The 25,940-nt window shown below is 74.2% G+C and carries 23 protein-coding genes; 12 read left to right on the top strand and 11 right to left on the bottom strand.

Annotation, left to right across the window (positions count from 1 at the left end; translation table 11 throughout):
- Positions 1–87: 87 nt before the first annotated feature.
- Positions 88–714 (bottom strand): DUF3887 domain-containing protein, encoded by a 627-nt coding sequence (locus OIE49_RS16640; protein ID WP_326803024.1) that lies wholly within the window; start codon positions 712–714, stop codon positions 88–90.
- 160 nt (positions 715–874) lie between these two features.
- On the opposite strand from OIE49_RS16640, the gene OIE49_RS16635 reads away from it, so the two are divergent.
- On the top strand, positions 875–1,258 hold the full coding sequence (locus OIE49_RS16635; RefSeq protein ID WP_326803023.1) for a hypothetical protein: 384 nt from the start codon (positions 875–877) through the stop codon (positions 1,256–1,258).
- Positions 1,259–1,283: 25 nt separating this feature from the next.
- The gene (locus OIE49_RS16630; protein ID WP_326803022.1) at positions 1,284–1,562 is read left to right on the top strand and encodes a DUF4031 domain-containing protein; all 279 of its coding nucleotides are present in this window, start codon (positions 1,284–1,286) and stop codon (positions 1,560–1,562) included.
- Here the strand turns inward: OIE49_RS16630 and OIE49_RS16625 are convergent.
- On the bottom strand, positions 1,544–2,611 hold the full coding sequence (locus OIE49_RS16625; RefSeq protein ID WP_326803021.1) for a GNAT family N-acetyltransferase: 1,068 nt from the start codon (positions 2,609–2,611) through the stop codon (positions 1,544–1,546). The two genes, OIE49_RS16630 and OIE49_RS16625, sit on opposite strands and share 19 nt — an antisense overlap.
- 28 nt (positions 2,612–2,639) lie before the next feature.
- Entirely contained in the window at positions 2,640–3,284 is a 645-nt protein-coding gene (locus tag OIE49_RS16620; RefSeq protein ID WP_326803020.1) for an HD domain-containing protein, read from the bottom strand.
- Between the two features lie 123 nt (positions 3,285–3,407).
- Between OIE49_RS16620 and OIE49_RS16615 the strand changes: the two genes are divergently transcribed.
- Complete coding sequence (locus tag OIE49_RS16615; RefSeq protein ID WP_326803019.1) at positions 3,408–4,130, top strand: copper homeostasis protein CutC; 723 nt, start codon at positions 3,408–3,410, stop codon at positions 4,128–4,130.
- A gap of 86 nt (positions 4,131–4,216) precedes the next feature.
- Positions 4,217–5,743, top strand: a complete 1,527-nt coding sequence (locus OIE49_RS16610; RefSeq protein WP_326803018.1) for a CPBP family intramembrane glutamic endopeptidase — start codon at positions 4,217–4,219, stop codon at positions 5,741–5,743.
- Here OIE49_RS16610 and OIE49_RS16605 read toward each other — a convergent pair.
- Positions 5,731–7,704: a HelD family protein gene (locus OIE49_RS16605; protein WP_326806250.1), complete on the bottom strand. Its 1,974-nt coding sequence runs from the start codon at positions 7,702–7,704 to the stop codon at positions 5,731–5,733. The genes OIE49_RS16610 and OIE49_RS16605 overlap by 13 nt on opposite strands.
- Positions 7,705–8,242: 538 nt before the next feature.
- Between OIE49_RS16605 and OIE49_RS16600 the strand changes: the two genes are divergently transcribed.
- Together OIE49_RS16600 and OIE49_RS16595 are read left to right on the top strand one after the other, a co-directional pair.
- Entirely contained in the window at positions 8,243–8,428 is a 186-nt protein-coding gene (locus OIE49_RS16600) for a hypothetical protein (protein ID WP_326803017.1), read from the top strand.
- Positions 8,429–8,445: 17 nt separating this feature from the next.
- Positions 8,446–9,636 (top strand): glycosyltransferase 87 family protein, encoded by a 1,191-nt coding sequence (locus tag OIE49_RS16595; protein ID WP_401741544.1) that lies wholly within the window; start codon positions 8,446–8,448, stop codon positions 9,634–9,636.
- Here OIE49_RS16595 and OIE49_RS16590 read toward each other — a convergent pair.
- Positions 9,591–11,237, bottom strand: coding sequence for a DNA repair helicase XPB (locus tag OIE49_RS16590; protein WP_326803016.1), 1,647 nt, complete (start codon positions 11,235–11,237; stop codon positions 9,591–9,593). The genes OIE49_RS16595 and OIE49_RS16590 overlap by 46 nt on opposite strands.
- Positions 11,238–11,520: 283 nt before the next feature.
- On the opposite strand from OIE49_RS16590, the gene OIE49_RS16585 reads away from it, so the two are divergent.
- On the top strand, positions 11,521–12,186 hold the full coding sequence (locus OIE49_RS16585; protein WP_326803015.1) for a GOLPH3/VPS74 family protein: 666 nt from the start codon (positions 11,521–11,523) through the stop codon (positions 12,184–12,186).
- A 22-nt stretch (positions 12,187–12,208) separates the two neighbouring features.
- On the opposite strand, the gene OIE49_RS16580 is transcribed toward OIE49_RS16585, so the two are convergent.
- Entirely contained in the window at positions 12,209–14,872 is a 2,664-nt protein-coding gene (locus OIE49_RS16580) for a helicase C-terminal domain-containing protein (protein WP_326803014.1), read from the bottom strand.
- A 118-nt stretch (positions 14,873–14,990) separates the two neighbouring features.
- Here OIE49_RS16580 and OIE49_RS16575 point away from each other — a divergent pair, with 118 nt between their 5' ends.
- Entirely contained in the window at positions 14,991–15,965 is a 975-nt protein-coding gene (locus tag OIE49_RS16575) for a hypothetical protein (RefSeq protein ID WP_326803013.1), read from the top strand.
- Positions 15,966–16,047: 82 nt separating this feature from the next.
- The gene (locus tag OIE49_RS16570; RefSeq protein WP_326803012.1) at positions 16,048–16,695 is read left to right on the top strand and encodes an HAD family hydrolase; all 648 of its coding nucleotides are present in this window, start codon (positions 16,048–16,050) and stop codon (positions 16,693–16,695) included.
- Here the strand turns inward: OIE49_RS16570 and OIE49_RS16565 are convergent.
- Entirely contained in the window at positions 16,671–16,925 is a 255-nt protein-coding gene (locus OIE49_RS16565; RefSeq protein ID WP_326803011.1) for a hypothetical protein, read from the bottom strand. The two genes, OIE49_RS16570 and OIE49_RS16565, sit on opposite strands and share 25 nt — an antisense overlap.
- Positions 16,926–17,244: 319 nt before the next feature.
- Between OIE49_RS16565 and OIE49_RS16560 the strand changes: the two genes are divergently transcribed.
- Positions 17,245–17,628, top strand: coding sequence for a cold-shock protein (locus OIE49_RS16560; RefSeq protein WP_100568999.1), 384 nt, complete (start codon positions 17,245–17,247; stop codon positions 17,626–17,628).
- Between the two features lie 37 nt (positions 17,629–17,665).
- Here the strand turns inward: OIE49_RS16560 and OIE49_RS16555 are convergent, their stop codons facing one another.
- The 4 genes from OIE49_RS16555 to OIE49_RS16540 form a co-directional block, all read right to left on the bottom strand.
- Positions 17,666–18,577 (bottom strand): 1,4-dihydroxy-6-naphthoate synthase, encoded by a 912-nt coding sequence (locus OIE49_RS16555; protein WP_326803008.1) that lies wholly within the window; start codon positions 18,575–18,577, stop codon positions 17,666–17,668.
- Entirely contained in the window at positions 18,567–19,331 is a 765-nt protein-coding gene (locus OIE49_RS16550; RefSeq protein WP_326803006.1) for a futalosine hydrolase, read from the bottom strand. Before OIE49_RS16550 ends, OIE49_RS16555 begins: the two co-directional genes overlap by 11 nt.
- A complete protein-coding gene (locus tag OIE49_RS16545) occupies positions 19,301–19,768 on the bottom strand; it encodes a DUF2771 domain-containing protein (protein WP_326803005.1) in 468 nt (155 codons plus the stop codon). Before OIE49_RS16545 ends, OIE49_RS16550 begins: the two co-directional genes overlap by 31 nt.
- Positions 19,769–19,845: 77 nt before the next feature.
- The gene (locus OIE49_RS16540; protein WP_326803003.1) at positions 19,846–21,279 is read right to left on the bottom strand and encodes an MFS transporter; all 1,434 of its coding nucleotides are present in this window, start codon (positions 21,277–21,279) and stop codon (positions 19,846–19,848) included.
- A gap of 448 nt (positions 21,280–21,727) precedes the next feature.
- Here OIE49_RS16540 and OIE49_RS16535 point away from each other — a divergent pair, with 448 nt between their 5' ends.
- Together OIE49_RS16535 and OIE49_RS16530 are read left to right on the top strand one after the other, a co-directional pair.
- Entirely contained in the window at positions 21,728–22,654 is a 927-nt protein-coding gene (locus OIE49_RS16535) for a DUF3027 domain-containing protein (protein ID WP_326803002.1), read from the top strand.
- 125 nt (positions 22,655–22,779) lie between these two features.
- Positions 22,780–25,911, top strand: coding sequence for a sacsin N-terminal ATP-binding-like domain-containing protein (locus tag OIE49_RS16530; RefSeq protein WP_326803001.1), 3,132 nt, complete (start codon positions 22,780–22,782; stop codon positions 25,909–25,911).
- The last annotated feature ends 29 nt before the right edge of the window (positions 25,912–25,940 follow it).

The raw sequence follows: 25,940 nt of genomic DNA, 5'->3' as shown, positions 1-25,940 counted from the left end.
GGAGCTGCGGGGGGAAAGAGCTGCGGGGAGGAGAGAGGGAGGGGGAGGCGGAGCGGCCGGATCAGGGCGTCCCGGGTGTCCCGGCCGTCACGGAGTCTCGGGCGGGAGGATGTGCATTCCGCCGACCTTCTCGTCCATGTCGAACGCGACCCGGGCCTTCATCTCACCGGTCTCGTAGCGCAGCGGGATGTCGACCACGGTGTGGTCGCCGATGCGGCGGACGAACGGCTCGCCGTCGCCGAAGCCCTCGAACGCGCCGACCAGGCCGGCCACGGTGGCCAGGGCGTTGCCCCGCACCTCGTCGGTGAAGGCCGCCAGGACCTCGGCGTTGAAGGACGGCCGGGCGTCGTCCATCCGGCCTTCGAGGACGGCCGTGAAGATTTCGAGGGCGCGCTCCGCGGCGTCGGTCATGAGCACTGTCTTGTCCATGAGTTCTCCCGTTCGGGGGTCGATGGGCTTGCCGAACCGCTGGAAGGCGGCCTGGCGGGTGACTCCGAGCAGGTCCCCGACCTCCTGCCAGGTGTGGCCCGCGTCCCGGCTCTGCTGCACGCAGAGCTTCAGCACCTGTCCGGCCAGGGCGTCGATCTCCTGGGCGCGCCGGACCAGTTCGAGGTAGTCCGGTGCGGCCAACGGGCTGCCCGCCGCCGAGGCCATGGCCGAGGCGTGCTCGGCGAGCCGCGCGCTCAGGGAAGTGAGGGGGAGGGAATCGGTCACGCGTAAAGGGTGCCTTTACGGCCTTGTGCTTGTCAAGGGTTCCTTTACATCGTTGACGGCCCTCCTCCGGTGAGCGATCCGCCGTCGATGAGTGACCCGGCGCCGGTGCGTGATCGGTCACCGACGGCGGGTCCGTGACTTCCGGGTGACAATGGGGGGCATGGAACCCATCAGCCCCCTGGAGCAGGCCCTGCATGCCGCCCGCGCCCTGGTGCTCGCCGACCTGGTCGCCGCCGAGGTCGCCGACGCGGACGTGGTCTCGCTCGTGGAGGACTCCGTCGTCCAGCGCCGCTGGTGGGTGGAGCAGTGGCCGGAAGGCGCGCGGTACGTCGCGGGTCTGGTCGCGCAGGACGTCCAGGACGCGCTCCTGGAGAGGTACGGCCGCTGGCCGTTGTGCCCGGTGTGCGGCTACGGCGACCCGCACGCGCTGGACGTCGAGCCGGAACTCGGGCCCGACCCGCACTGGGTGTGCGCCAAGGCGGGCGTGAAGGTGGCGGCGGTGGGCGCCCTCGCGGAGGCGACCGGCCGGAGCACGACGTCGTGACGGCGCCGCGCCGGGCGGCCGCGCCGTGACCCTCTACATCGACCCGCCGTCCTGGCCGGGCCACGGCCGTATGTGGTCCCACCTGGTCAGTGATGTCTCCTACGACGAACTGCACACGTTCGCCGAGGGGTTGGGTGTGCCCCGCCGGGCCTTCGAGCGGGACCACTACGACCTGCCCTCCCACCGGTACGCCGACGCGGTGACGGCCGGCGCGGTCGAGGTCAGCAGCCGCGAGGTCGTGCGGCTGCTGTACGCCGCCGGGCTGCGCCGCCCCAAGCGCCGTGTTCAGGGCCGGAGTTCGTAGGAGATCTCCTCCTCGCCCTCACTGACGGCGACGAACCCGGCGCGGGTCAGGACGCGTTGGGAGGGCACGTTGTGCCGGTCCACGGTCGCGATCAGCATCCGCAGGCCGTCCCGGGACAGTGCCCAGGCCGACAGCGCGCGCAGTGCCTCGGTCGCGTAGCCGTGGCCGCGGGCGGACACGGCGAGGTCGTAACCGACCTCCGCGCTCCCCTCCTCGTCGGGCGCACCGTGGAAGCCCATCCCGCCGACCGCGCGGCCGTCCTCCTGCCGCACCAGCACGAACATCCCCCACTCGGGCCGGTGCACCCCGGCCTCGTACGCCTTCACGGTCATCCCGGCGGCGTCCCGCGTTCCCTCGTAGGGGCCGCCCTCGGCCCATGTGAACCCGCCGTCACCGCCGGCGCTCAGATCGCGGGCGGTGGCGGGGGTGACACCCTCCAGGGTGAGCCGGCCGGCGGGAATGGCCGGCGGGTTGCTCCAGCGCCACTCGGTGACCGGCGGCCGGCCGGGGAGGTCGCCGCGGCCGGTGGCCCACAGCAGCGTCGGCCAGGGCGCGGAGCCCGGCTGGACGTGCGGGAAGAGCCGGGTCAGCACGTCCTCGCACAGCTCGGCGGGCGGCTCGTAGTCCAGGTTCAGGCCGGTCGCGATGTCGTGCGTGTGCAGCAGTACCTCGGCGACACCCATCGCGGCGAAGCCCTCGCGGTTCGCGCTGCGGAAGGGGTACGGGTGGAAGGCCCGGACCTCGCGCGGGGTGGTGCGGACGGCCGCGGTGAGCAGGGCGCCGGTCGTCCCGATCACGTCCAGGACGTCCGCGTTTCCGGTGCCCTCGTCGAGGGTGATCCCGAAGGGGACGTAGGCGCTCTGCGCCCGCCCGGTCAACTGCCCGGCGTACGCGAGGAGATCGCTCGCGATGTGCTCGGCCGTCCGCCGGCAGCTCCACTCAAGGCGTCCGGCCGTCGCCCGGTCCCAGTCCCGGTCCGTCGCCGTCCTCAGCAGCGCCACGGCGCCCGCGACGGCCTGCTCCACCTCTTCTTCGCCCCATGTACGCATACGGCGCAGGGTAGGGGCGGTGGTGCCCTCAGAGCGACAGCATTTCCAGCTCGGAGGTGACGTTGTAGCGGGCGGTCGCCTCCCAGTTCTCCGCCCCGTACGGGGTGCGGAACAGCCGGGGAAGGGCGAGGAGCTGCCGCAGGACGGAGGCGCGGCCCTCGCGGAAGGCGTCGTTCGGGACGAAGTGGTACTCCTCGCGGACCCCGGCCGCGTAGGCGGCGTACGCCGACGGCGACGCGGCGAGGATCGCCAGGTCGGCGTCGCACAGCACTTGGCCGTCGCGGTCGTCGTCGGCCGGGTCGTGGGTGACGGTGAGCCGGACCAGGCGGGCGACCTCGGTGGTCCTCTCGGCCGGGACCCCGGCCTCGGGCAGCGCGCGCTCGGCGAGCCGCGCGGACCGCTCCTCGTTCTCGGACCGCTCGGGCAGGTAGACCGCGTCATGGAACCAGGCCGCCAGCCGGACCGCGTCCGGATCGTCGGCGTGCCGCTCCAGTACGTCGACGCGGTCGAGGACGGCGGCGAGGTGCGTGACCGTGTGGTAGTGCCGCTGCGGCTCCTGCCAGCGCGCGAGCAGGTTGTCGGCGTACGGCACGGGATCGGGGCCACCGCCGGGACCCCGCGCACCCTCCAGGGCGCGGGTCCAGCGGAAACGCAGGGCGTCGAGATCGGCCATGCTGGTCATTGTCACCCTTGTCGGACGGTGTTCCTGCCGGGTCGGTTTGCCCGGTGACGGGTGGGCGTAGGTTTAGATTGGACTAGACCTGTCCGCTTCAGGGGAAACGAGGGAAGGGCTCCTATGAGCATGCGTGCAGTCCTGGAGGTGATCGCGCTCGATGCCGGGGACGCGGTCGCCGCTCAGGCCGGAGGCGCGGACCGCCTCGAGCTGGTCACCGACATGGCGGCCGACGGGCTCACCCCACCGGTCCGTACCGTCGCCGGGATCCGCGCCGCCGTGGACATTCCGCTGCGCGTGATGCTGCGGCTCGCGGACGGGTTCGGCGCGGGGGGCGCCGGGGGTCTGGACCGGCTGGCGGGGGTCGCGGGCGAGATGCGGGCGGCCGGTGCCGAGGAGTTCGTGCTGGGGTTCCTGGACGAGGAGGGCGGGGTGGACCTGGGGGCCGTCGAGCGGGTGGTCGCCGCGCTGGACGGCTGTCCGTGGACCTTCCACCGGGCGATCGACCGCGCGGCCGACCGGGACGTGCTGCGCAAGCGGCTGGACGGGCTGCCGGGGCTCGACACGTATCTGACGGCGGGCGCCGCCTCGGGCGTGGACGAGGGGCTGCCCACACTGATCGCGGAGGCCGCGCGCGGCGGCGAGCCCGGCTACCTTCCGCAGATCATGGTCGGCGGCGGCCTGCGCCTTGACCATGTGCCCGCGTTGCTCACCGCCGGGATCGGCGCCTTCCACATCGGCGGCGCGGCCCGCCCCGGCGGCTGGGACGGACCGGTCTCCGTCGAGGCGGTCGCGGAGTGGCGCGCGGTGCTGGACGGGGCGGGGGTTCGGCAGCCCACGGGCTGAAACACGGTGCCTGACCGGGGTGGGGGTGGGTCCGGGTCCCGGTAATTCGTACGCCTGGCCCATTCCGGCCGGGCACGATGTCGTTCATGACAGCAACGTCTCCTGACCCCACCGGGCTGCCCTATCACCGCATGGCCCGGTACTCGCCTCACCACCGCTGGTGGCGGCCGCTGCTCGGCACCGTGGTGCTGGTTGTCGGGTCGGTCCTGGTCACCGGCATCCTCTACGCCCTTGTCGACGGGATCGGCTGGGCCGCCGGTTACCCGGAACTGCCGGACGGCGGCACCGACTTCGGTCCGATCGCGAACACGGGCCTCGACCTGGCGTTCATAGCCCTGGACCTGCCGCTGGTCCTGCTGGTCGTCCTCTGGCTGGGCCGGCGCCCGGCCGGCACGGTGGCCTCCGTCACCGGGCGGCCGCGTTGGCGGTGGCTGGGCTGGTGCCTGCTGGCCGCCGTGCCCCCCATGGTGCTGCTGCCGGTGGTCGCGGGCTTCCTGCCGGGCGACGAGGGCGACGGTGGCGGGTCCGACGTGTGGGCGGGGTGGCAGACGTTCCTCGTCTCCCTGGCCATGCTGGCTGTCCTCGTGCCGTTGCAGTCGGCGGCGGAGGAGTACGTCTTCCGCGGCTGGCTGCTCCAGGCGGCCGGGGCGTACCTCCGGTCCCCGTGGCTCGCGGTGCTGCCGCAGGCGGTGCTCTTCGCGGCCGCGCACGGCTGGGGCACGCCGTGGGGCTTCGCCGACCTTCTGGTCTTCGGAGTGGTGGCGGGGTTGCTGACGATCCGCACGGGCGGGCTCGAGGCGTCCATCGCCCTGCACGCGCTGAACAACCTGCTGGCCTTCGGCGTGTCCGCCGCGTACGTGGACGGGCTGGCCTCGGACGAGACGGCGGCGGACGCCTCCTGGCAACTGGCCCTCATCGACATGGCCTCGGTACTGCTCTTCGCCGCGATCGTGCTGCGGCTGGCCCGGCGACGCCACCCGCAGCACCTGTCCGCCCCGCCCCCCGAGCCGATGTACGCCCCGCCGCAGGGCGCGTACTGGCCGTATGGGCAGGTGCCGGGTGCGTACGGGCCGTACCAGCAGCAGGCGCCGGCCGGGTACGGGCCGTACCCGCAGCAGCCCGGAGCGCCGTGGCCGTACCCGCAGCAGCCGGGTGCGCATGGGGCGTACGCGCCGCCGCCGGGTGCGCCTTGGCCCTACGCGCCGCCGCAGGGCAACCCCGGCCCGTACCCGCCGCCACCCCCGAACGCGACCGTTCCCGGCCCGGCCGCCGCGCCGGGCGCAGCACCGTCCGGCCCTGGCGGGCCCAGCCCTGCGGGGCCCGGCGCCGCGCCTTCCGGCGGTGATGGGTGCGGGTCTGGCGCGCTCGGCGCTGCGTCCAGTTCGGCTGCGCCCGGCGACGCGCCCGGCCCCGTTGGGCCCAGCCCCGCCGCGCCCGGCGACGCGCACAGCCACGCCGTGCCCCGCCCCGCCGAGCCCGGCGACGCGCACAGCCCGTATGGGCGCAGTCCTGCTGCGACCAGCGATGCACTCAGCCCCGAAGGGACCAACCCCGCTGCCCCCGTCCCCGACGACCCGTCCTCCCAGCAGCCCCGCCGGTCTCAGGACAGCTGATCCGGCAGCGGGTCTGCGTGGGTGACGATCAGGCCTGAGACCGCTCGGGTCAGGGCCACGTACAGGCGGCGCAGGCCCGTGCGTTCGTCGGGTTCGCCGTCGACGACGGACTGGGGTTCGTCCAGGACGACGTAGTCGTACTCCAGGCCCTTGGCGAGTGAGGCCGGGACCAGGGTGAGGCGGGTCTCGGCCGTCGTCTCCTCGCCGGGGGCGAGGTACGGCAGGCCGGCCGCCGTCAGTGCCTCGGCCAGGGCCGGGACGCGGGCGTCGGCGGCGATCAGGCCGACCGAGCCCTCGTTGCGCAGCAACTCCTCGGCGGCGGTGACCACGTCGGCGTCCCCGGCGGCGGGGCGGATCTCGAAGAAACCCGGGTTCTCACGTACCGACGCGACGGGCGCGAGGCCGGGCGCGATGTGCGGCAACAGCCGGGAGGCGTACGTGATGACGTCCGTCGGCACGCGGAAGCCCGCCGTCAGCTCCTCGATCAGGCCGTCGGACTTGCCGAGGTGTGTCAGCGCCTCCTCCCAGGTGCGGGTGGCCCACGGCGTGGTGCCCTGGGCCAGGTCGCCGAGGACGGTCGCGGAGCCGGTGGTGCAGCGCCGGCCGACCGCCCGGTACTGCATGGGGGAGAGGTCCTGCGCCTCGTCCAGGACGACATGCCCGAGGGAGTGGGTGCGCTCCACCAGGTCGGCGGCCTCGTCGACCAGTACGGCGTCGGCGGCGGACCACTTGGCCGACTTCACCGACCGTACGGGCCTGGCCCACAGGAGCGTCCTGCGCTCCTCCTCGGTGAGGATCCCGTCCGCGTGCTCGGCGAGGAAGTCCGCGTCCGTCAGCAGCCGCAGCAGCAGTTTCGCCGGGTCGACCGGAGGCCAGACCGCCTTGACGGCCGCCTTGACCGCCGCGTTGCGGGCCACCGCGTCCTGCACGCGGTCGTCGGGGGCCTCGCCCGCCCGCTCCATCTGCACCAGCACGGCGTGCGCGATCCGCTGCGGCAGGGCCTCGCGGGCGGCGCCGTAGCGGATGCCCCGGTCCAGCAACTCGCGGACGATGTCCTCCAGTTCGTACGCGGGAACGCGCCAGCGACGGGAGCCGCGCACCACCATGACCGGTTCGGTGGGCATCGTGACATGGGAGTACAGCGCCCTGCGGAGCACCTCGGCCATCCGGGCGTCGCCCTTGACGATCGCGGTCGCCGCGTCGTCCGCGCCCCGCACCTCCACATGCGCCACGAGATCGTCGACGGTGGCCTGCTGGACGGTCAACTCGCCGAGCGCGGGCAGCACTTGCTCGATGTAGTGCAGGAAGGACCGGTTCGGTCCGATCACGAGGGTGCCGGTGCGGGCCAGCCGCTCGCGGTGGGCGTAGAGGAGGTAGGCGACCCGGTGCAGGCCCACGGCGGTCTTTCCGGTGCCGGGGCCGCCCTGGACGCAGACGGTGCCGGACAGCCCGGACCGCACGATCTCGTCCTGCTCGGGCTGGATGGTCGCCACGATGTCGCGCATCGGACCCACACGCGGGCGTTCGATCTCCTGCTGGAGCAGCCTGCTGGTGGTGGCGGCCCCCGACGGCTCGGCCGGGTCGGACAGGTGCTCGTCCTCGTACGCCGTGAGGTCGCCGCCGGTGTAGCCGAAGCGGCGGCGCAGCCCGACGTCCATCGGGTCCTTCTTGGAGGCCCGGTAGAACGGCTGCGAGACCGGTGCGCGCCAGTCGATGACCATGGGGTCGCCCTCGGCGTCGTGCACGTGCCGCCGCCCGATGTAGAAGCGCTCCCCCTCGGCGCCCTCCGCCCGGTCCGCGCCCGGACTGTGCAGGTAGTCCAGCCGCCCGAAGAACAGCGGGGTGTCGCTGAGGTCGGCCAGCGCCTTGATGCGCTCGTCGATCTGACGGGCGAGCACCTCGGCGTTGACCCAGTTCGCGGTGACGTCCCGGATGTCGAGCGACTCCACGTCCTCGCGCATGGCGCGCAGCGCGGCGCGGGAGTCGGACAGGTGGGCGCGCTCGCGGGCGAGGGGGTCGTCGGCGGGGCGGTCGGGGGCGGGACCGGCGGGCGCGGACGAGGGCGACAGCGGCGAGATCGGCGAGGACGACAGGGACGACAAGGGGGTGCCTCCGGAAGGCCTTCGGGGCAGGCGGGTGCCGTGGGGTGGTGCCGTGTGGCTGTGCCGCGCGGCGGCGGGATCTGCCGACCGGTTTCCGTCCGGACGGCGGCTCTCCCGAAGGGGAGGCGGGCAAGAGGGTGGATTCTAGGACGCGGGGCCGGGCGGAGGCCAGCCGGTTTTCCCCGCCGGTTACTCCCGCCGGTTTCTCCTGCCGCGCCCGCCGGGGTGCCGTGATCGCCTTCCCCTAAGGCCTCTCGTTTGGATCAGGCGAAAGACCCTAGGGGTCCGCGTCCGCCCGGCGCAGGGGTCGCGGTCCCTCCGGAGGGGTACGCGGGGGCGGGAAGGGCCGGTCTGCGGACCGATGCCGGACCTGTGTCAACGGATCCACCATGGAGACATGAGCGCAGCAACCATCCACCCCGCTCCCGCTGCCCGCCCGGCCGGCGCCACGGCTGTCCAGGACGGCCCACGTCAGCACGTCCTGGGCGACGCCCTCCACGCCGTCAGGGTGTTCGCGGGCGCCCTGTTCGACGTGGTCGTCCTCGGCGAGTACGGCGAGGAGGCGGGCGTACGCCGCAAGTGAGCAACTAGGGTCGGTTCGTGACAGCACGGAAGGTGACTCTCCGGTCACCCGCAGCACCCGCCCTGGCCCTCCTCGTCGTCTCCCTCGCCGCCCTCGCGGCCCTGTTCGCGGTGCAGCGGGTGCAGATGGCCGACGCGGTGGTCTACCAGGCCGAGGGCGCGGCGGTCGTCCACGGCCGTGACCTCTACGGCTTCACGGTCACGCAGGGCCGGCTGCCGGCCACCTACCCGCCGTTCGCGGCCCTGTTGTTCGTGCCGACGGTGTGGCTTCCCGCCGCGGCCCTGAGAGCGGCGTTCTTCGTGGGCAACGCGCTCCTGCTCGCCTGGCTCGTCCACCTCTCCGCGCGGCTTGCCGGCCGCCGGGCCGGGCTCCCGCTGCTGTGCGCCGCCACGGCGCTCGCCGTCTGGCTCGAACCGGTCTTCCAGACCTTCGTGTACGGGCAGATCAACCTCGCGATCGCCTGCCTGGTCCTGTGGGACCTGACCCGGCCGCCCGGAGCCCGCGGCAAGGGTGTCCTGATCGGTGTCGCGACCGGCATCAAGCTCACCCCGGGCCTGTTCATCGTGTACCTGCTGCTGCGGGGGCGGCGCCGTGAGGCGGCCGCGGCGCTGGCCGGGTTCGCCGGGACGGTCGCCGTCGGGGTGCTCGTCCTGCCCGCGGCCGGCGTCGACTACTGGACGCGGCGCCTGTTCGAGACCGACCGGGTGGGCAAGCCGTGGATCATCGCCAACCAGTCGCTCCAGGGCCTGGTCGCGCGGCTGCTCGGGGAGCCGTCGCCCGGCCTCGCCTGGATCCTGCCCGCCGTCGCGGTGGCCGCCACAGGACTGTGGCTCGCGTGCCGGGTGCGACGGGAGCGCTGGGGCGTGCTGCTGACCGCCCTGACCGCGCTGCTGGTCTCACCGATCAGCTGGTCCCACCACTGGGTGTGGTGCGTCCCGCTGATCGCCGTACTCCTGGCCGAGGGCCGCCGCGGCTGGGCCGCGGTCACCGTGGTCGTGTTCACGGCCCGCACCCTGTGGACGGTCCCCAACAAGGGAGTGGAGCTGCGCCTGTCCTGGTGGCAGCAGCCCCTGGCCTCGCCCTATCCCCTGCTGGGCCTCGTCCTGCTCGGGGCGGTGGCGCTGGCGTACCGCAGACAGTGGTCCGGCCGGACGCGGACGGGTCAGCCCTCCTCCGCCAGCAGTTCGTCGGCGTCCATGATCCGGTAGGCGTAGCCCTGTTCGGCCAGGAACCGCTGGCGGTGGGCGGCGAAGTCCTGGTCGATGGTGTCGCGGGCGACCACCGAGTAGAAGTGGGCCTGGTGGCCGTCGGCCTTCGGGCGCAGCACCCGCCCGAGGCGCTGGGCCTCCTCCTGGCGGGAGCCGAAGGTGCCCGAGACCTGGATGGCGACCGTGGCCTCCGGCAGGTCGATGGAGAAGTTCGCCACCTTGGAGACCACCAGCACGCTGATCTCGCCCTCGCGGAAGGCGTCGAAGAGCTTCTCGCGCTGCGCGTTGGACGTCTCGCCCTTGATCACCGGCGCGTTCAGGTGCTCGCCCAGTTCGTCGAGCTGGTCGATGTACTGGCCGATGACCAGGATCTGCTGGCCGGCGAAGCGGCGGACGATCGCCTCCGTGACCTTCCGCTTGGTCGCGGTGGTCGCGCAGAAGCGGTACTTCTCCTCCGTCTCGGCCGTCGCGTACGCCAGCCGTTCGGAGTCGGTCAGGTTGACCCGGACCTCGACGCAGTCCGCGGGCGCGATGTGGCCCTGCGCCTCGATCTCCTTCCAGGGCGCGTCGAACCGCTTGGGGCCGATCAGGGAGAACACGTCCGACTCGCGGCCGTCCTCGCGCACCAGGGTCGCGGTCAGTCCCAGCCGCCGCCGGGCCTGGAGGTCCGCGGTGAACTTGAAGACCGGCGCGGGCAGCAGGTGCACCTCGTCGTAGACGATCAGCCCCCAGTCGCGGGAGTCGAACAGCTCCAGGTGGGGGTAGATCCCCTTCCGCCGGGTCGTCAGCACCTGGTAGGTGGCGATGGTGACCGGGCGGACCTCCTTCCTGGTGCCGCTGTACTCCCCGATCTCGTCCTCGGTCAGCGAGGTCCGCTTCACCAGCTCGTGCTTCCACTGCCGGGCCGAGACGGTGTTCGTGACGAGGATCAGCGTCGTGGACTTCGCCTGCGCCATCGAGCCCGCGCCGACCAGGGTCTTGCCGGCCCCGCAGGGCAGGACGACGACGCCGCTCCCGCCGTGCCAGAAGTTCTCCACGGCCTGCTTCTGGTAGGGCCGCAGCGCCCAGCCGTCCTCGCGCAGCTCGATCGGGTGCGCCTCGCCGTCGACGTACCCGGCGAGGTCCTCGGCGGGCCAGCCCAGCTTCAGCAGGGTCTGCTTGATCTGCCCGCGCTCGGAGGGATGCACGGCCACGGTGTCCGGGTCGATGCGGGCGCCGACCAGCGGGGCGATCCGCTTGGACTTCAGCACCTCCTCCAGGACCGGCCGGTCGGTGGTGGTCAGGACGAGGCCGTGCGCCGGGTCCTTGCTGAGGGTCAGCCGCCCGTAGCGGTCCATCGTCTCGGCGATGTCGACGAGCAGCGCGTGCGGCACCGGGTAGCGGCTGTACTGCACGAGGGCGTCGACGACCTGCTCGGCGTCGTGCCCGGCGGCGCGCGCGTTCCACAGGCCGAGCGGGGTGACCCGGTAGGTGTGGATGTGCTCGGGCGCCCGCTCCAGCTCGGCGAACGGCGCGATGGCCCGACGGCACTCGCCGGCCTGCTCGTGGTCGACTTCGAGAAGCAGGGTCTTGTCCGACTGGACGATCAGGGGACCATTCACGCGCAGCGCCCTTTCCGTTGGTCAAACGTCCAGTGTGCCCTACTCGTGGTGCCTCGCGCCGCTCCCGCGGCCCGCCGGAGCCGGCCACGGGCGCCGGCGGCGCGGGAGGATCCGCGGGTACGGCTCCTCTATGTGCCCCGGGTGGCGGAGATTTCTCCTGGGGCTCCTGGGGCTCCTGGGAGGTGAAGGGGTCAACACGCGTGCTCTGAGGGGCTGTTGGCGACCGGCCGGTCGGAACTGGAAAGCGCGTGTGGAACGTCGTGGTGAGGGAGAGGGAGGTCCGATGGACGCTGGGCTGACGGTGGGCGAGCGGATCGTGCTGCTCGGCCTTGACGAGCAGGACGGCACCCCGCGCGAGCTGCTCCGGGTGGGCTGCGCCGTCGCGGCGGTTCTCCTGCTGCAGCTCGTGCTGTCGGGGCATGCCGTGGAGCGCGACGGCGGACTCGTCGTCACGGAGCAGCCCCCGCCCGACGAGCCGTTGGCCGCGGCCATGGCCGAGCAGATGCGGCAGCACCCCGGGGCGAAGCCCCGGACGTGGCTGCTGGCCGTGCGCGACCAGGCGGTCACCGCCGCCTACGAGGGCTTGCTGGCCAAGGGAGCGGTCCGCGAGGAGGGCCGCAAGGTGCTCGGCGTCTTCGGCTCCCACCGCTACCCGGTGACGGACCCCGCGGTACCGGCGGCGCTGCGCGCCGAACTGTCCGCCGTGCTGCTGGACGGAGCGCGGCCGGCCCCGGCGACGGCGGAGCTGGTCCTCCTGCTGCACCGCGCGGGCCTGGCCACCCTCGCCCTGCCGGGGACGGACCCCGCGAAGATCGCCCCGCGCGTCGAGGAGGTGGCCGCCACGCTGGGCTCCGCCGGGAAGGCGGGCGACGCGTTGTCCGCGGCCCTCGCCGCCCTGACCGTCTTCCTCACCGCCTTCCTCGCCTCGATCCCGGGCCTGGCGGGCTGACCCCGGGCGCGGACGGAAGGGCTCAAGCGGAGTCGTCCGCGAGTTCGGCGACCCCGGTCACCCGGTGCAGGGGGTAGGTGCGGACCTCGTCCGCGGTGTGGTCGTAGGCGGTGACGAAGCCGCCCTCGACACGGATCGGTGCGATGACGCGCTGGCTCGCGGTGCCCTCGGCGTTGACGTAGCCGATCCACAGGGACTCGCCGGTGAGGACGGCGGCCTGCATGGTGGCGAGGGTCTCGGCGGAGCCGGTGCGCGGCAGCTCGCCGTCCTCCCGCGTGGCCGCGGTCGGCTTGCGCGGGGCGGTGGAGGCCAGGTCGCCGGCCCGGATCGCGCGGATCGCGGCGGACAGCAGCACGGCGTCCGGGGCGGGCGGGCCTTCCGGGACCGGGTCGGGAGCGGTGCGCGGCGGGGTGCGGTGGGAGTGCGCGCGGGTGATCAGCACGTCGCCCGCCGCGGACTCGGCGGCCGGGGCGTAGCCCATCGCGCGCAGGCCCTCCAGGAGCGCGGCCGGGTCGGCCTGCGTGGCCAGCACGGTCGGCGCGAGGCGGCGCAGGCCCAGCCCGGCGGAGCGCTTGTCGGCGAGGATCTCGTTCAGCAGCGCGTCGTCGTCGCAGCGCACGTACGCCGAGGCCGTGCCGACCCGCAGATGGCCGTGCCGGCGGGCCACGTCGTCGATCAGGTACGCCAGCGGCTGCGGCACCGGCGTACGGGAGTGCGCGGCCAGGAAGGCGTGCAGGTCGGAGGCGGTGCGGCCGGCGTCCAGGGCGCGGCGTACGGAGGCGGGGGTGAACCGGTAGACGGTCGCGCCGCCCTTGGACTCCACGTCCGCGAGCACGCCCAGCGTCTCGGCGAGCGGCCGCCGCAGCGGCCCGGGCGCGACCGCGGTCAGATCCGCCTGGAGCAGCACGTGATCCAGCGGTTCGGGCAGAAGCGGAGCAAGGACCCGGGCCGCCTCGGCGACGGCGGCGGCCTGCTCGGCGGGGGAGCCGGGAGCCGCGGGGTGGACCGGCGGGACCGGAACCACGGCGGGCGGGGACTGGGGTCCGGGGGCGCCGGGGGTTCCCTCCGGGCGGTGGTGCTTGTGCACGGGCAGCTTGTCACCGGGGCTCGCGGGCGTGGCCCCGCCCGCGTCCGTGGCCGGCTCGGCGCGCGTGCCGGGACCACGCCCGCCCTCGCCCGCAGGGGTCCCTTCCGGCGCTGGCGCCGACGCGCCCAGCAGCGCGCGGCCGTGGGTGGACAGGGCGCCCCGGCCCGTGACGCCGAGCAGTTCCGCCTCGGACAGCGTCCACTGGGCGAGGCGGCTGCGCAGGTCGTCCTCCTGCCGCGCCCCGCGCGGCGGGTGCTCCCAGCGCAGCCGGGCCGGTACCGACTCGGCGACCGGCGCGGTGCCCGGCGGCAGTTCCGCGAGCAGCGCGAGGACCCGGTGGCGTACCTCCGGCGCCGCCGAGCGGTCGAGGCCGGGGCCGAGCGCCGACAGCGCCCGGTCCTTGGCGTCCCGTCCGCCGGCCAGCCCCGCGGTCCGCGTGGCCGCCAGCCAGGCCGACGCGAGGTGGGCCCAGCGTTCGGCGGTGGGTTGCTCCAGCCACTCGTCGTGGGCCGGGGTCGCCGCGTACCGCTCGTCGGTCTCGCCGTCGGAGGCGAGTAGACCGGCGGTGTAGGCGAGTTCGACCCAGAAGGCGGCCGTCGGTTCGGGCACGTCCAGGGCGACGGCGGTGCGCTTGAGGTCGCGCACGCTCAGCCCGCCCGCGCGCAGCATGCTCGGGCCGCCCTCGTCCCAGTCCCGCAGCAGTTCCTCCACGGTGGCCAGGGCGGTGTACGCCTGCCCCGCCGCCGTCGCGTCCACCATCTGCGGACGGTGGGTCGCGGCCGCCTCCACGGTCGGCGGCACCGGCTCGGTCGCGCGGTGGGCGCGGCCCCCGCGCAGGTGCAGTGCCGCCTCACGGGGCAGGACGACGGTTCCGGGCGCCGTGGGCAGCAGCAGCCCGCGGTCCAGCAACAGCCGCAGACGCGGCGCCGGGTCGGGGGTGACCTGGCCGTAGGGCGGCCCCCACACCAGGCGCTCCAGCACCTCGAGGGAGTCGCCCGGCAGTTCGGCGAGCAGCGCGGACATCCGCTCGCGGTCGGTGAACAGGTCGGTGAGCGCGGCGACGGCGGAGACGGAGTCGTGGGTCGAGGGCAGTCCGGCGGCCGTCACGATCTCCTGGATGCGCCCCGGCGACATGCCCGCCGTGGCCTCCCGCACCGTCGGTCCGAGCCCCGTCGGGGACGGGTGCTGAGGCGACGGCGCGAGCAGCTCGCGTGCCGTGCGGACCAGGCGGAGCTGGTCGTCGCCGCCCCAGACGAGGGCCTGCTCGCGCAGGGTGCCCAGGGCGCGGGGCAGCGCGCCGGCGACGACGGGGTCGCGGCTGTCGGAGGCCATCAGGCCGAGCAGTTCGTCGTACGTGGCCGGATCGCCGGCCACCGCGAGGGCCTGGGCCGTCTGCTGGGCGAACCGGTCGAGCCGCTCCAGGGCGCGGACCACCGAGGCGCGGGTCCCGGCGCGGGTGGCGAGCTGGGTGAGGTCGGTCGGGACCGGGGTGATGAGATCGGGGCGGCTGCGCAGGAGCGCGGCCAGGGAGGCGTCGTCGCGCGCGCGGAGCGCTTCCGCGAGCGAACGCGGGGCCGCCGGTTTCTCATCGCTGCTCATCCGATTCACGGTACCGGCTGCGAGTCGTGCCCGGCCCCGTACGGCGTCACCGGGCACCGCGCGGGAGGCGGTAACGTCGTCCAACGGGGTCATAGGCCAGCCACCCCGGAGGGGCTTCGTGGGGATCGAGAGCGATCAGGTCGTCTACGAGTATCTGAGTCGCGTCGGGGACGTCGCTCAGCAACGCCAGTTGTCCTCGGCCACCCGGATGCGTCTGGTCGCGGAGTTGCGCAACGAGATCGACCGGCGCCGCGCCAAGGCCGCCGTGGACAGTCCCGCCGCCGTGCGCCGCATCCTCGACGGGCTCGGCAGCCCCGACGACGTCGTCGCGGCGGCGGGCAGCGGCGGCGGACCGGGGGCGGCGGCCCCGGCCGTGCCCGCGCAGCGTGAACCGGAGGCGGAGCAGGCGCGTTCGAAGGGGCTGCGCAAGGTCGTACCGCGGCCGCGTCCGCCGCGGACGGGCCCCGTGCCGTCCGACGGCCCTTCCCCGCCGCACCTGGCGACCGCCGACGAACTCGGCGGCCCGGCGGGCCGCTCCGAGTGGTGGGGCGTGGGGCAGGGGACGCCGGCGATGGCCGAGGAGGTACCCGGCTTCATGGGCGGGGTGGAGATCCCGGAGCTGCTCAAGCCCCCGCCGGCGAAGGAGCCCGCGCAGACGGAGCCGGCGCCCGAGGCCGGCCCCGCGGAGCCGGAGGAGGCGGCCGAGCCGGACGCGCCCGCCGGGCGCCGGCGCTTCGCGCTGCCCCCGTTGCTGACGGGCCGGAGCAATCCGCTGCTGCTGTTCGCGGCCGTACTGCTGGTGGTCGGCGCGGTCCTGGGCAACTGGTACGCCCTGCTGTTCGGTTGGGTCATCGCCTACGCCTCCCGCCGGCTGACCCCCACGGAGTCCAAGTGGGCCGTCGTCGGCATGCCCGGCCTGGCGCTCGCCTCGTGGGCGGTCTGGCTGTGGGGCCGTACCGACGACCGGTGGGGCACCCCGATCGCCGAGGGCCACATGAACGACGCGGTCGCCCAGACCTGGCCGTGGGTGGTCCGGGCCGCGGCCGTGCTGTCGGCGCTGTTCCTGGTGTGGCGCTCGCAGCGCCGGAAGTAGGTACGAGCACACCGCCGGAAGCAGGTGTACGTCACACGGGCCTGAGGTCTCGTGGCCGTGCCCCCTGGGCACAATGGCCCATATGACCTCTCACCCGCCGACCGTCGGTTTCGACCTCGACATGACCCTCATCGACTCCCGCCCCGGCATCCGCGCCTGCTACCTGGAGCTCTCCGCGCGGACGGGGACGTACATCGACGCCGACCTGGCGGTCACACGGCTCGGTCCGCCGCTCGCGGAGGAACTGGTCAACTGGTTCCCGGCGGAGCGGGTGGAGGAGGTGGGGGCCCTGTACCGGGAGCTGTACCCGGCGACAGCCGTCTCCGCCACGCCCGCGCTGACCGGCGCCCGTGAGGCCATCGAGGCCGTGCGGCGGGCCGGCGGACGGGCGATCGTGGTCACCGCCAAGTACGAGCCGAACGCCAAGCTGCACCTGGAACACCTGGGCATCGAGCCGGACGCGGTGATCGGCGGTCTGTGGGCCGAGCAGAAGGCCGAGGCGCTGCGCGAGTACGGTGCCCGGGTGTACGTCGGCGACCACGTCGGGGACGTGCGGGGCGCCCGGGCGGCCGGCGCCCTGTCGGTGGCGGTGGCCACCGGACCGTGTGACGAGGGGGAACTGCGGGCGGCGGGCGCGGACGTCGTGCTTCCGGATCTGACCGCGTTCCCGGACTGGCTCGTGGCCGGCGGCGCGCCGGTCAGCCGTCAACGGGAGTCGCCGCGCGCCTGACGGCGGCCCGCCGCGATCGACCGGAGCACGCCCGCACCGGCGATCAGGAAGCCGACGCCCATGAGCATGCTCAGCCCGAACATGTAGGTCGGGAAGGGCTTCGCGCCGAGGAACAGCGGCGCCAGCGTCACCGCGGTGGCCACCGCGCCGACGAAGAAGACGATGGCACCCGCACGGACCAGCCGGTCACCGGCCGTGGGTTCGGAAGGGGTTCGGGTCTGGTCACGCACCCCACCAGGATAGGTCCTCACGGCGAAGCGGCCGCGGAACGTCAGTCGCCCGGTGCGCTTACTGTCCCGGTGTCGTCACTCTGCGCGAATTCGGGTTGCCGCGGCCGCCCCCTCATGTGCTGAGATATCCCCTGCCTCCCTCACCCGGGAGAGGGCGCGCCCACGTAGATCGGCCAGGTTCGGCCGACTGGAGTGGGCGGGCTCGACGGCGGGTAAAGAGCTGGGGAGGCTTCGGGACAACGGCAGGCACGAGCGAGCGCTATATAGCCTGACCTGCGGCAACTGTGGTTCGGCTGACCGGTGAGATGGGGTGCGTGCTTTGCCTACCGGCAAGGTCAAATGGTTCAACGCTGAGAAGGGCTTCGGCTTCCTCTCCCGCGACGACGGCGGCGACGTGTTCGTCCATTCCTCAGTGCTCCCGGGCGGAGTGGACACGCTCAAGCCGGGGCAGCGGGTGGAGTTCGGGGTGGTCGCCGGTCAGCGCGGTGACCAGGCCCTCTCCGTGACGCTCCTGGATCCGACCCCCTCGGTCGCCGCCGCCCAGCGCAAGAAGCCGGACGAGCTGGCGTCCATCGTGCAGGACCTGACCACCCTCCTGGAGGGGGTCGCGCAGACCCTGGAGCGCGGCCGATACCCCGACAAGACGTCCGGCAAGAACGTCGCCGGGCTGTTGCGCGCGGTCGCCGACCAGCTGGACGTATGACCCGACGGGGTGGGGCAAGGCCAACAGGCCCACAGGGCTAGGGAAAAGCGAGCGCGTCCGGGCCGAGGGGCGGTACGAGTCCCTCGGCCGCGGCGCGCGTGAGCAGCCCGCGGACCGCCGCGTAGCCGTCCTCGCCGAGGCCGGCGGTGAACTCGTTGACGTACAGCCCGATGTGCTGGTCGGCGACGGCCGGGTCCATCTCCTGGGCGTGCTCCATGACGTACGGCCGGGAGACCTCCGGGTCGTCCCAGGCGGCGCGCACCGACGCCCGGATCGAGTCGGCGAGCCCCGTCAGCGTCCGCTCGCCCAGCGACCGCCGGGCGATGATCGCGCCGAGCGGGATCGGCAGCCCGGTGACGCGCTCCCAGTGCTCGCCCATGTCGGCGAGCTTGTGCAGGCCGTAGTCGCCGTAGGTGAAACGCGCCTCGTGGATCACCAGACCGGCGTCGACCTTCCCGTCCCGCACGGCCGGCATGATCTCGTGGAACGGCATGACCACGATCTCGCCCACCCCACCCGCCCGTCGCCCACCACCACCCTCAACCGAGGGCCCTGCGGGCCCGCCCCCCTGGTTTCCAACGACCTCCGCGGCCCACAGGCGGAACAGCAGGTACGCCGTCGACTTCTCGCTCGGCACCGCGACCGTGCGGCCGGTGAGATCGGCTCCCGGCTCCTTGGTGAGCACCAGGGGCCCGCAGCCCCGGCCCAGCGCGCCGCCGCACGGCAGCAGCGCGTACTCGCCGAGGACGTACGGCAGCACCGCGTAGGACACCTTCAGCACGTCCAGCTCGCGGCGCTCGGCCATGCCGTTGGTGACGTCGATGTCCGCGAAGGTGACGTCGAGCGCGGGCGCGCCGGGGACGCGGCCGTGGGCGAGCGCGTCGAAGACGAACGTGTCGTTGGGGCAGGGGGAGTAGGCGATCCGCAGTCGGCTGCTGTCAGGGCTCATGTGGGTTCCAACTCGTGAGGACGGGCGCCAGCTTCCCGAAGCCCTCGGTCAGGGCGGCCAGGGCGTCGCCGATGCGCCAGGCGGCGCGGCCGCGCGGGCCGACGGGGTTGGAGACCGCGCGTACCTCCAGCACCGGGACGCGGTGCGCGGCGGCCGCCTCGGCGACTCCGAACCCCTCCATGGCCTCGGCCAGGGCGCCCGGGTGGCGGGCGCGCAGGGCGTCGGCGCGGGCGGCGGTGCCGGTCACCGTGGAGACGGTCAGTACCGTGCCGGTACGGGCCGGGACGGCGGCCGCGATCACCCGTACGAGCGCTTCGGGCGGACGGTGGGTGACGGTGCCGAAGCCGAGTTCGGTCACCGGCAGGAATCCCTCGCCGGTCTCGGCGCCCAGGTCCGCGGCGGTGATCTCGTCGGCGACGACGAGGGAGCCGACCGGCGCGTGCGGCGCGAAGCCGCCGGCGATACCGGCCGAGACGACGAGGTCGTAGGGGGCGCCGCCGAGCGCGGCGGCGGTCAGGGCGGAGGCGGTCGTCGCGGCGGCGAGGGCGGGGCCGACACCGGCGGCGATCAGGTCGACGGCGGGCGGTCCGGGGAGCCGGTGCAGGGTCGCACCGGGCAGCGCCGGCAGCGGCTCCTCACGCCCAGGCCCGGCGAACGCCCGTGCCACCGCGTCCCGTTCGACGGGGACGGCGGTGGTGACGAGGACGCGTGGCGAGGACGTGGTCAGGAGTCCTTGGTCAGCAGGAAGGACCACAGACCCGACACCTTGTTCTCGCCCTGCTTGATGGAGACGAGCGTGGATTTGCCACTGGCGCCGTACTGGGCGTTGAAGAACACGCTGCCCGGGATCGTGCGGTAGGTCTTGTTGCTGGAGTCGGTCAGCGGCTGACCGTTCATGAGGATCGTCCAGCCCTTGTCCGCGATGCTGGGGTCCACGCCGAAGCGGACCGTCTCATCGGGGTCGACCTTGATTTTCTCGATGCTTTTCGACTTGGGGTCGAGGCACTTCTTCAGACCCAGGACTCCGATTTCCTTGCCATCGTTGTAGCAGTCGGTCTGGGAGCTGACCGAGTTCGTGCCGACCGTGATGGTCGCCAGCGGCGTCGGCTTGTTGCAGGCGGACAGCAGAAGCAGTCCGGCGGAAACGGCGCCGAGAGCGGCTGCGGCGCGGCGGGAACGCGGTACGGTCATGCCCGAAGGTTATCGGGCGTGCCCGGCCCCCCGCCCACGCGGGGGTGCGACGTGCCCCACTGCCCTGGTACGGCGCCTCACGCCACCCGGGGCCGCGTGGTGCCCCCGTGCCGGGCCGAGGCGAGCAGGCCGCGGACGGTGGGCAGCCAGCCGGCGGCCACGAGCCCGGCGCCCACCGACAGGCCCAGCACGCCGTTGAGCGGCAGCACGATGCCGATCGCCCCGCCGAGCACCCAGGCCACCTGGAGCAGTGTCTCGGAGCGGGCGAACGCCGAGGTCCGCACCGGTTCGGGCACGTCCCGCTGGATCAACGCGTCCAGGGACAGCTTGGCCAGCGCCTGCCCGAAGCCGGCGATCGCGGCCAGGCAGGCCACCAGGAACGCGCCGAAGAAGACCGCGGCCGTGACCGCCGCGCCCAGGACGATGGCGACGACGGTCACGATGATGATCTCGGGCGCGCGCGATCTCAGCCAGGCCCCGACCGCCGTGCCCAGCGCGTTGCCCGCGCCCGCCGCGACGCCCACGATGCCCAGCGAGACCGCCGCGCTCTCGCCGGTCAGCGGGTGCTCACGGAGCAGGAAGGCGAGGAAGAAGATCAGGAATCCGGACAGGCAGCGCAGGGCGGCGTTCGCGGCGAGGGCGTGGGTGACGGCCGTGCCGACGGTGCGCAGGCCGGGGCGCTTCAGCGGCTTGCGGCGCGGGCCGCGCAGATGCTGCTCGTCCGCGGCGAGCAGCGCCCGGTCCTCGCCCTTGGCCGAGTCGACCTTCGGCGGCAGGGCGAACGACAGGAACGTTCCCGCGACGAAGATCACGAAGGCGCCGTAGAGCGGCCAGCGCGGGCCGAGGGTCTGGAGGCCCGCGCCGATGGGGGCGGCCACGCCGGTCGCGAGCAGCCCGCCGAGGGTGACCCGCGAGTTCGCCTTGACCAGGGAGAAGCGGGGTGGCATCAGCCGGGGTACGACGGCGCTCCTGACCACGCCGTACGCCTTCGAGGCGACCAGCACGCCCAGCGCGGCCGGGTACAGCTCCAGGCTGCCGCTGGCGGCGGCGCCCGCGATGATCAGGGCGAGCAGGGCGCGGGCCAGCATCGCGGCGGCCATCGCGGCGCGGCGGCCGTGCGGGAGGCGGTCGAGGAGGGGACCGATCACGGGCGCGAGGACCGTGAAGGGCGCCATGGTGATGGCGAGGTACAGCGCGACGCGGCCGCGGGCCTCGTCGGTGGGAACGGAGAAGAAGACGGTGGAGGCGAGCGCCACGGTGATCATGACGTCGCCGGCGCCGTTCACCGCGTGCAGTTCGATCAGCCGGCCGAGCCCGGACTCGCCGGCGCCGTGGGCGTTGGTCGCCCTGCGGATGCCGCGGACCGCTCCGCTCACAGGCAGGTGCAGGGCACGCCCGACCGCGCGGACGGACCCGCCGAACCGGCCCGAACCGCTGCCCCGGCTGCTCCCCTTGACCCCCTTGTCCCCACCGACGCCGGTGGTTCCCGGGGGCGTCCTCGCGGCTGCCACCCCGTCATACTGCCCCGGAAAGGGCACGGGTAGCGCCATGGCGGCGCGGATGCGACCAACCAGACACCCCGAACCCACCCACCCGGCCCCGGCACACACGGCGGCACTCGCGGCGGTGGGACCGTCCCGAACGCGGCGGGACCGCGTTCGCGGTGGTGGGTTCTCCGCGGGGTTCGGCGGGGGGCGACGGCGGTGGGAAAGTTCCGGTGCGGCGCGGTGAAGACAACGTCGGTGTAGGCCGAGCGGCGACGAGAAGGTAGCGTGCGTAGCGCGCCGTGGCGAACGTTCTCGACCGCGCGCCTTACGGGCATACCGCAGAATGGATGACGTAGGTGCGCCCGAGCGCGATCGGGCGCGGACGTCGACGCGGTCCCAGGGTCCGCTCCGTCCGCCCCGCCGCCTTCAGGCCGGCGCACCCGAGAGACGGCGTAGGAGAGAAGCGATACCTGTGAGCGCAGCGACCACGCGAAGCCGCACCCCCGACCGCCTGTGCGCCGAGGCCGTCGACCTCGCCCGGGCCGCAGCCGAGGAGGCGGCCGCGCCCGGTGTCGTCGGCGAGCACGCGGGAGTGCTCTCCGAGGGAGACCGGGTCGTCACGCACTTCTTCGAGTGCAAGGAGTTCGGGTACCGGGGCTGGCGCTGGGCCGTCACCGTGGCCCGCGCCTCACGCGCCAAGATCGTCACCCTGGACGAGGTCGTCCTGCTCCCCGGCCCGGAGGCGCTGCTCGCCCCCGAGTGGGTGCCGTGGAGCGAGCGCCTGCGCCCGGGCGACATGGGCCCCGGCGACCTGCTGCCCACCGACGCCGAGGACCTCCGCCTGGAACCCGGCTATTCCGGCGAGGACGAGCCCGCGCCGAACGCCGCCGTCTCCGGGGAGATGGCCGAGCTGGCGGAGGCGGAGGACGCCGAGGTCACGGCGGGTCCGCCGAGCAACCTCCCCACCGCGCCGTCCCGCGGCTCGATCTCCGCGCTCGCCGAGGAACTGGGCATGCGCCGCGCCCGGGTCCTGTCCCGCTACGGCCTGCATGTCGCCGCCGACCGCTGGGAGGAGGGCTTCGGCGCGAAGACCCCGATGGCCCAGGCGGCCCCGGCGGCCTGCGTGAGCTGCGGCTTCCTGGTGCCGATCGGCGGTTCGCTCGGCCAGGCCTTCGGCGTGTGCGCGAACGAGTTCTCCCCGGCCGACGGCCGCATGGTCTCCCTGACGTACGGCTGCGGCGGGCACTCCGAGGCCGCGGTGATGCCCAAGCCCCCGCAGCCGCCCCCGCCGGTGATCGACGAGACGCGCGTGGACCCCTTCCCGCTGCGTCCGGCCGAGGACTCCGGCTCGGTTCCGGTGACCGGGGACGACGAGACCGCCGAGCTGGGGCACTCCTAGGACGGGCAGGACGGGCAGGCCCCGGTCTGCCCCGTGACCGGTCTTGACCGGTCCGGCCGTCCGCCGGGCGAATGGCCTCTCCCCTGCGCGGTACCTTCGTCGTCACGCCGATGAGGAGAGTGAACGTGAGCATGTTGGTGCAGCCGTCCGCCGGAGGGGATCCGTTCGGGACCGCGCGCCTGCGCCGCGGCGTGCTGGATGCCTGGGCCACCAGCCCGGCCCGGTTCCGTGAGGACGCCAACGCGGAGGAGGACCTCGTCCTCGGCGGCTACCGGGACCGGCTCGTCGTCGAGCTGGCGCAGAACGCCGCCGACGCCGCCGCCCGCGCGGACGTGCCCGGCCGGCTGCGGCTCACCCTGCGCGACGGCGTGCTGCTCGCCGCCAACACCGGCGCTCCGCTCGACGCGGCCGGTGTGGAGTCGCTGGCCACGCTCCGGGCGTCCGCCAAGCGCGACGACGCCCGCGACCGCGCCGTCGGCCGCTTCGGCGTCGGCTTCGCCGCCGTCCTCGCCGTCACCGACGAGCCCGCCGTCGTCGGCCGGCACGGCGGTGTCCGGTGGTCGCTGGCCGAGGCCCGCGCGCTCGCCGAGGAGACCGCACGGCACAGCCCCGGCCTCGGCGACGAGATCCGCCGCCGCGAAGGACACGTACCGCTGCTGCGGCTGCCGTTCGCCGCCGAGGGCACCGCGCCCGGCCCCTACGACACGGTCGTCATCCTGCGCCTGCGCGACGCGGCCGCCGCCGACCTCGCCGAACGCCTCCTGCACGCCGTCGACGACGCCCTGCTCCTCGCCCTGCCCGGGCTCGAGGAGGTCGTGGTCGAGATCGGCGACGCCGCACCGCGCACCCTGCGCCGCCGCACCGAGGGCGCCCTGACCGTCGTGGAGGACACGCGCGAGGGCACAACCCGCTGGCGTACGGCGGGCGCGCACGGCGCGCTCACGCCCGAACTCCTCGCCGACCGCCCGGTGGAGGAGCGCCTGCGCCCGCACTGGTCGGTCACCTGGGCCGTCCCGGTGGACGCCGACGGCAGCCCGGCCCGCCCCCGCAGCAGCCCCGTCGTCCACGCGCCCACCCCCAGCGAGGAACCCCTCGGCGTGCCGGCCCTGCTCATCGCCTCGTTCCCGCTGGACAGCACCCGCCGCCACACCGCGCCCGGCCCGCTCACCGACTTCCTCGTGCAGCGCGCGGCCGACGCCTACGCCGAACTCCTCGCCGGCTGGCGGCCGGTGGCCGAGGGCGTCATCGACCTCGTGCCGGGACCTCTGGGCAAGGGCGAACTGGACGGCGCGCTGCGGCAGGCCGTCCTCGACCGGCTGCCGCGCACCTCCTTCCTGCCGCCCGCGGCCGTGGCCGCCGCCCATCAGGACGACGACTCCGACCTGCCCGAAACCCTCCGCCCCCGGGACGCCGAGGTGGTCGAGGGCGCCGGCGCCGACACCGTGCGCGTCCTCGCCGAGGTGCTGCCCACCCTGCTGCCCGCCGGACTCGAACGGCGCGTGGAACTGCGCACGCTGGGCGTGGCCCGCCTGCCGCTGACCGACGCCGTCGACCGGCTGGCCGGCCTGGAGAAGGAGCCCGGCTGGTGGAGGAGCCTGTACGACAGCCTCGCGGGCGTCGACCCCGACCGGCTCTCCGGGCTGCCCGTGCCGCTGGCCGACAGCCGTACCACCATCGGGCCGCGGCAGGTCCTGCTGCCCGTCGCCGGCGCCGCCCTCGCCGACCCGGAGCTGCTGGCCCGGCTCGGTCTGAAGGTCGCCCACCCGGACGCCGTCCATCCCCTCCTGGAGAAGCTCGGCGCCCTGCCCGCGACACCGCGTGCCGTGCTCACCACCCCGCAGGTGCGGGCCGCCGTCGCCGCCTCCCTCGACGAGGACACCGGTGGATGGGACGAGGACACCCCGGACGCCGAGGAACTCGCCGAGACCGTCCTCGCGTTGGTCCGGGACGCCGGAATCGAACCCGGTGAAGAGCCCTGGCTGGGCGCGCTCGCCCTGCCCGACGAGGACGGCGAACTCGCCCCGGCGGGCGAACTCGTCCTGCCCGGAGGCCCGTTCGCCCGCCTCATGCGCGAGGGTGAACTCCCGGCCGTGGACGCCGAGCTGGCCGGGAAGTGGGGAGAGCAGCCGCTCGCCGCGTGCGGTGTGCTCGCCAACTTCGCCCTGGTCCGGGCCACTGACGTCGTCCTCGACCCGGACGAACTCGACCCGCGTGAAGGGGACTTCCCCGAACCGGACGATCCCGGGCTGCTCGACGCGGTCGACGTGTGGTGCGAGGACCTGCTCGACCGGTTCCCGGACACCCCCGTGCCGCCGGTCGCCACCGAGATCGTCGCCGTGCGCGACCTGGACATCGTCGACGACGACCAGTGGCCCCGGGCGCTCGCGCTGCTGGCCCAGCCGCCGTTGCGGGACGCGCTCACCCAGCCGGTGCGGATCCTGCTGCCCGACGGCACCCACGAGATCGTCCGGCCGTACACCGCGTGGTGGCTGCGCGGGCATCCGGTGCTCGGCGGGCGCCGTCCGGCCGGTCTGCGCGCCGCCGGCTCCGACCCGCTGCTGCGCGGACTGTACGAGGAGGCCGACGCCTCCGGCTTCGACGACGAGCAGGTGCTGCGGGCGCTCGGCGTGCGTACGAGCGTCGCCGCGCTGCTCGAGGAACCGGGCGGTGCCGCGGAGCTGCTGGAACGGCTCGCCGATCCCGAGCGACCCGTCGCGCCCGCCCAACTGCACGCCCTGTACGGCGCGCTGGCCGAACTCGACCCGGAACAGGTGACCCTGCCGGACGAGGTGCGGGCCGTGGTCGACGGCCGGGTGGAGGTCGTGGACGCCGCCGACGCCGTGGTGTGCGACTCGCCCGACCTGCTGCCGTTCACCGGAGGCGTCCCGCTGCTGCCCGTACGGCCCGCGCTGGCGGCCGACTTGGCCGAGCTGTTCCAGGTGCGGCGGCTGAGCGAGTCCGTCACCGGCGAGGTCGACTCCGAGGGCGCCGAGCACGACGTGCCGGAGCCGGTCCGGATCCTGCTCGGAGCGCGCACCCCCCGCACCTACGTCGAGCACGAGGAACTGGTCGTCGACGGCACCGGGCTGGACTGGCGTCTCACCTCCGACGGCGTCCTGCACGCGGCCACCCTGGAGGGCGTGGCCGCCGGCCTCGCCTGGGCGTCGGGCCAGTGGCCGCGCCGCTTCGAGGTCGCGGCACTCCTGGAGGACCCGTCCCGGACGGAGGAACTGGCACGGGATCGCTGGTTCGACTGAACCTGTATACCAAATAGCCGCCGTCTCGC

It is taken from the genome of Streptomyces sp. NBC_01788 (assembly GCF_035917575.1).
Taxonomy (GTDB): Bacteria; Actinomycetota; Actinomycetes; order Streptomycetales; family Streptomycetaceae; genus Streptomyces.
The sequence above is the reverse complement of the archived record's forward strand: the minus strand, read 5'-3'. Positions and strand labels throughout refer to the sequence as shown.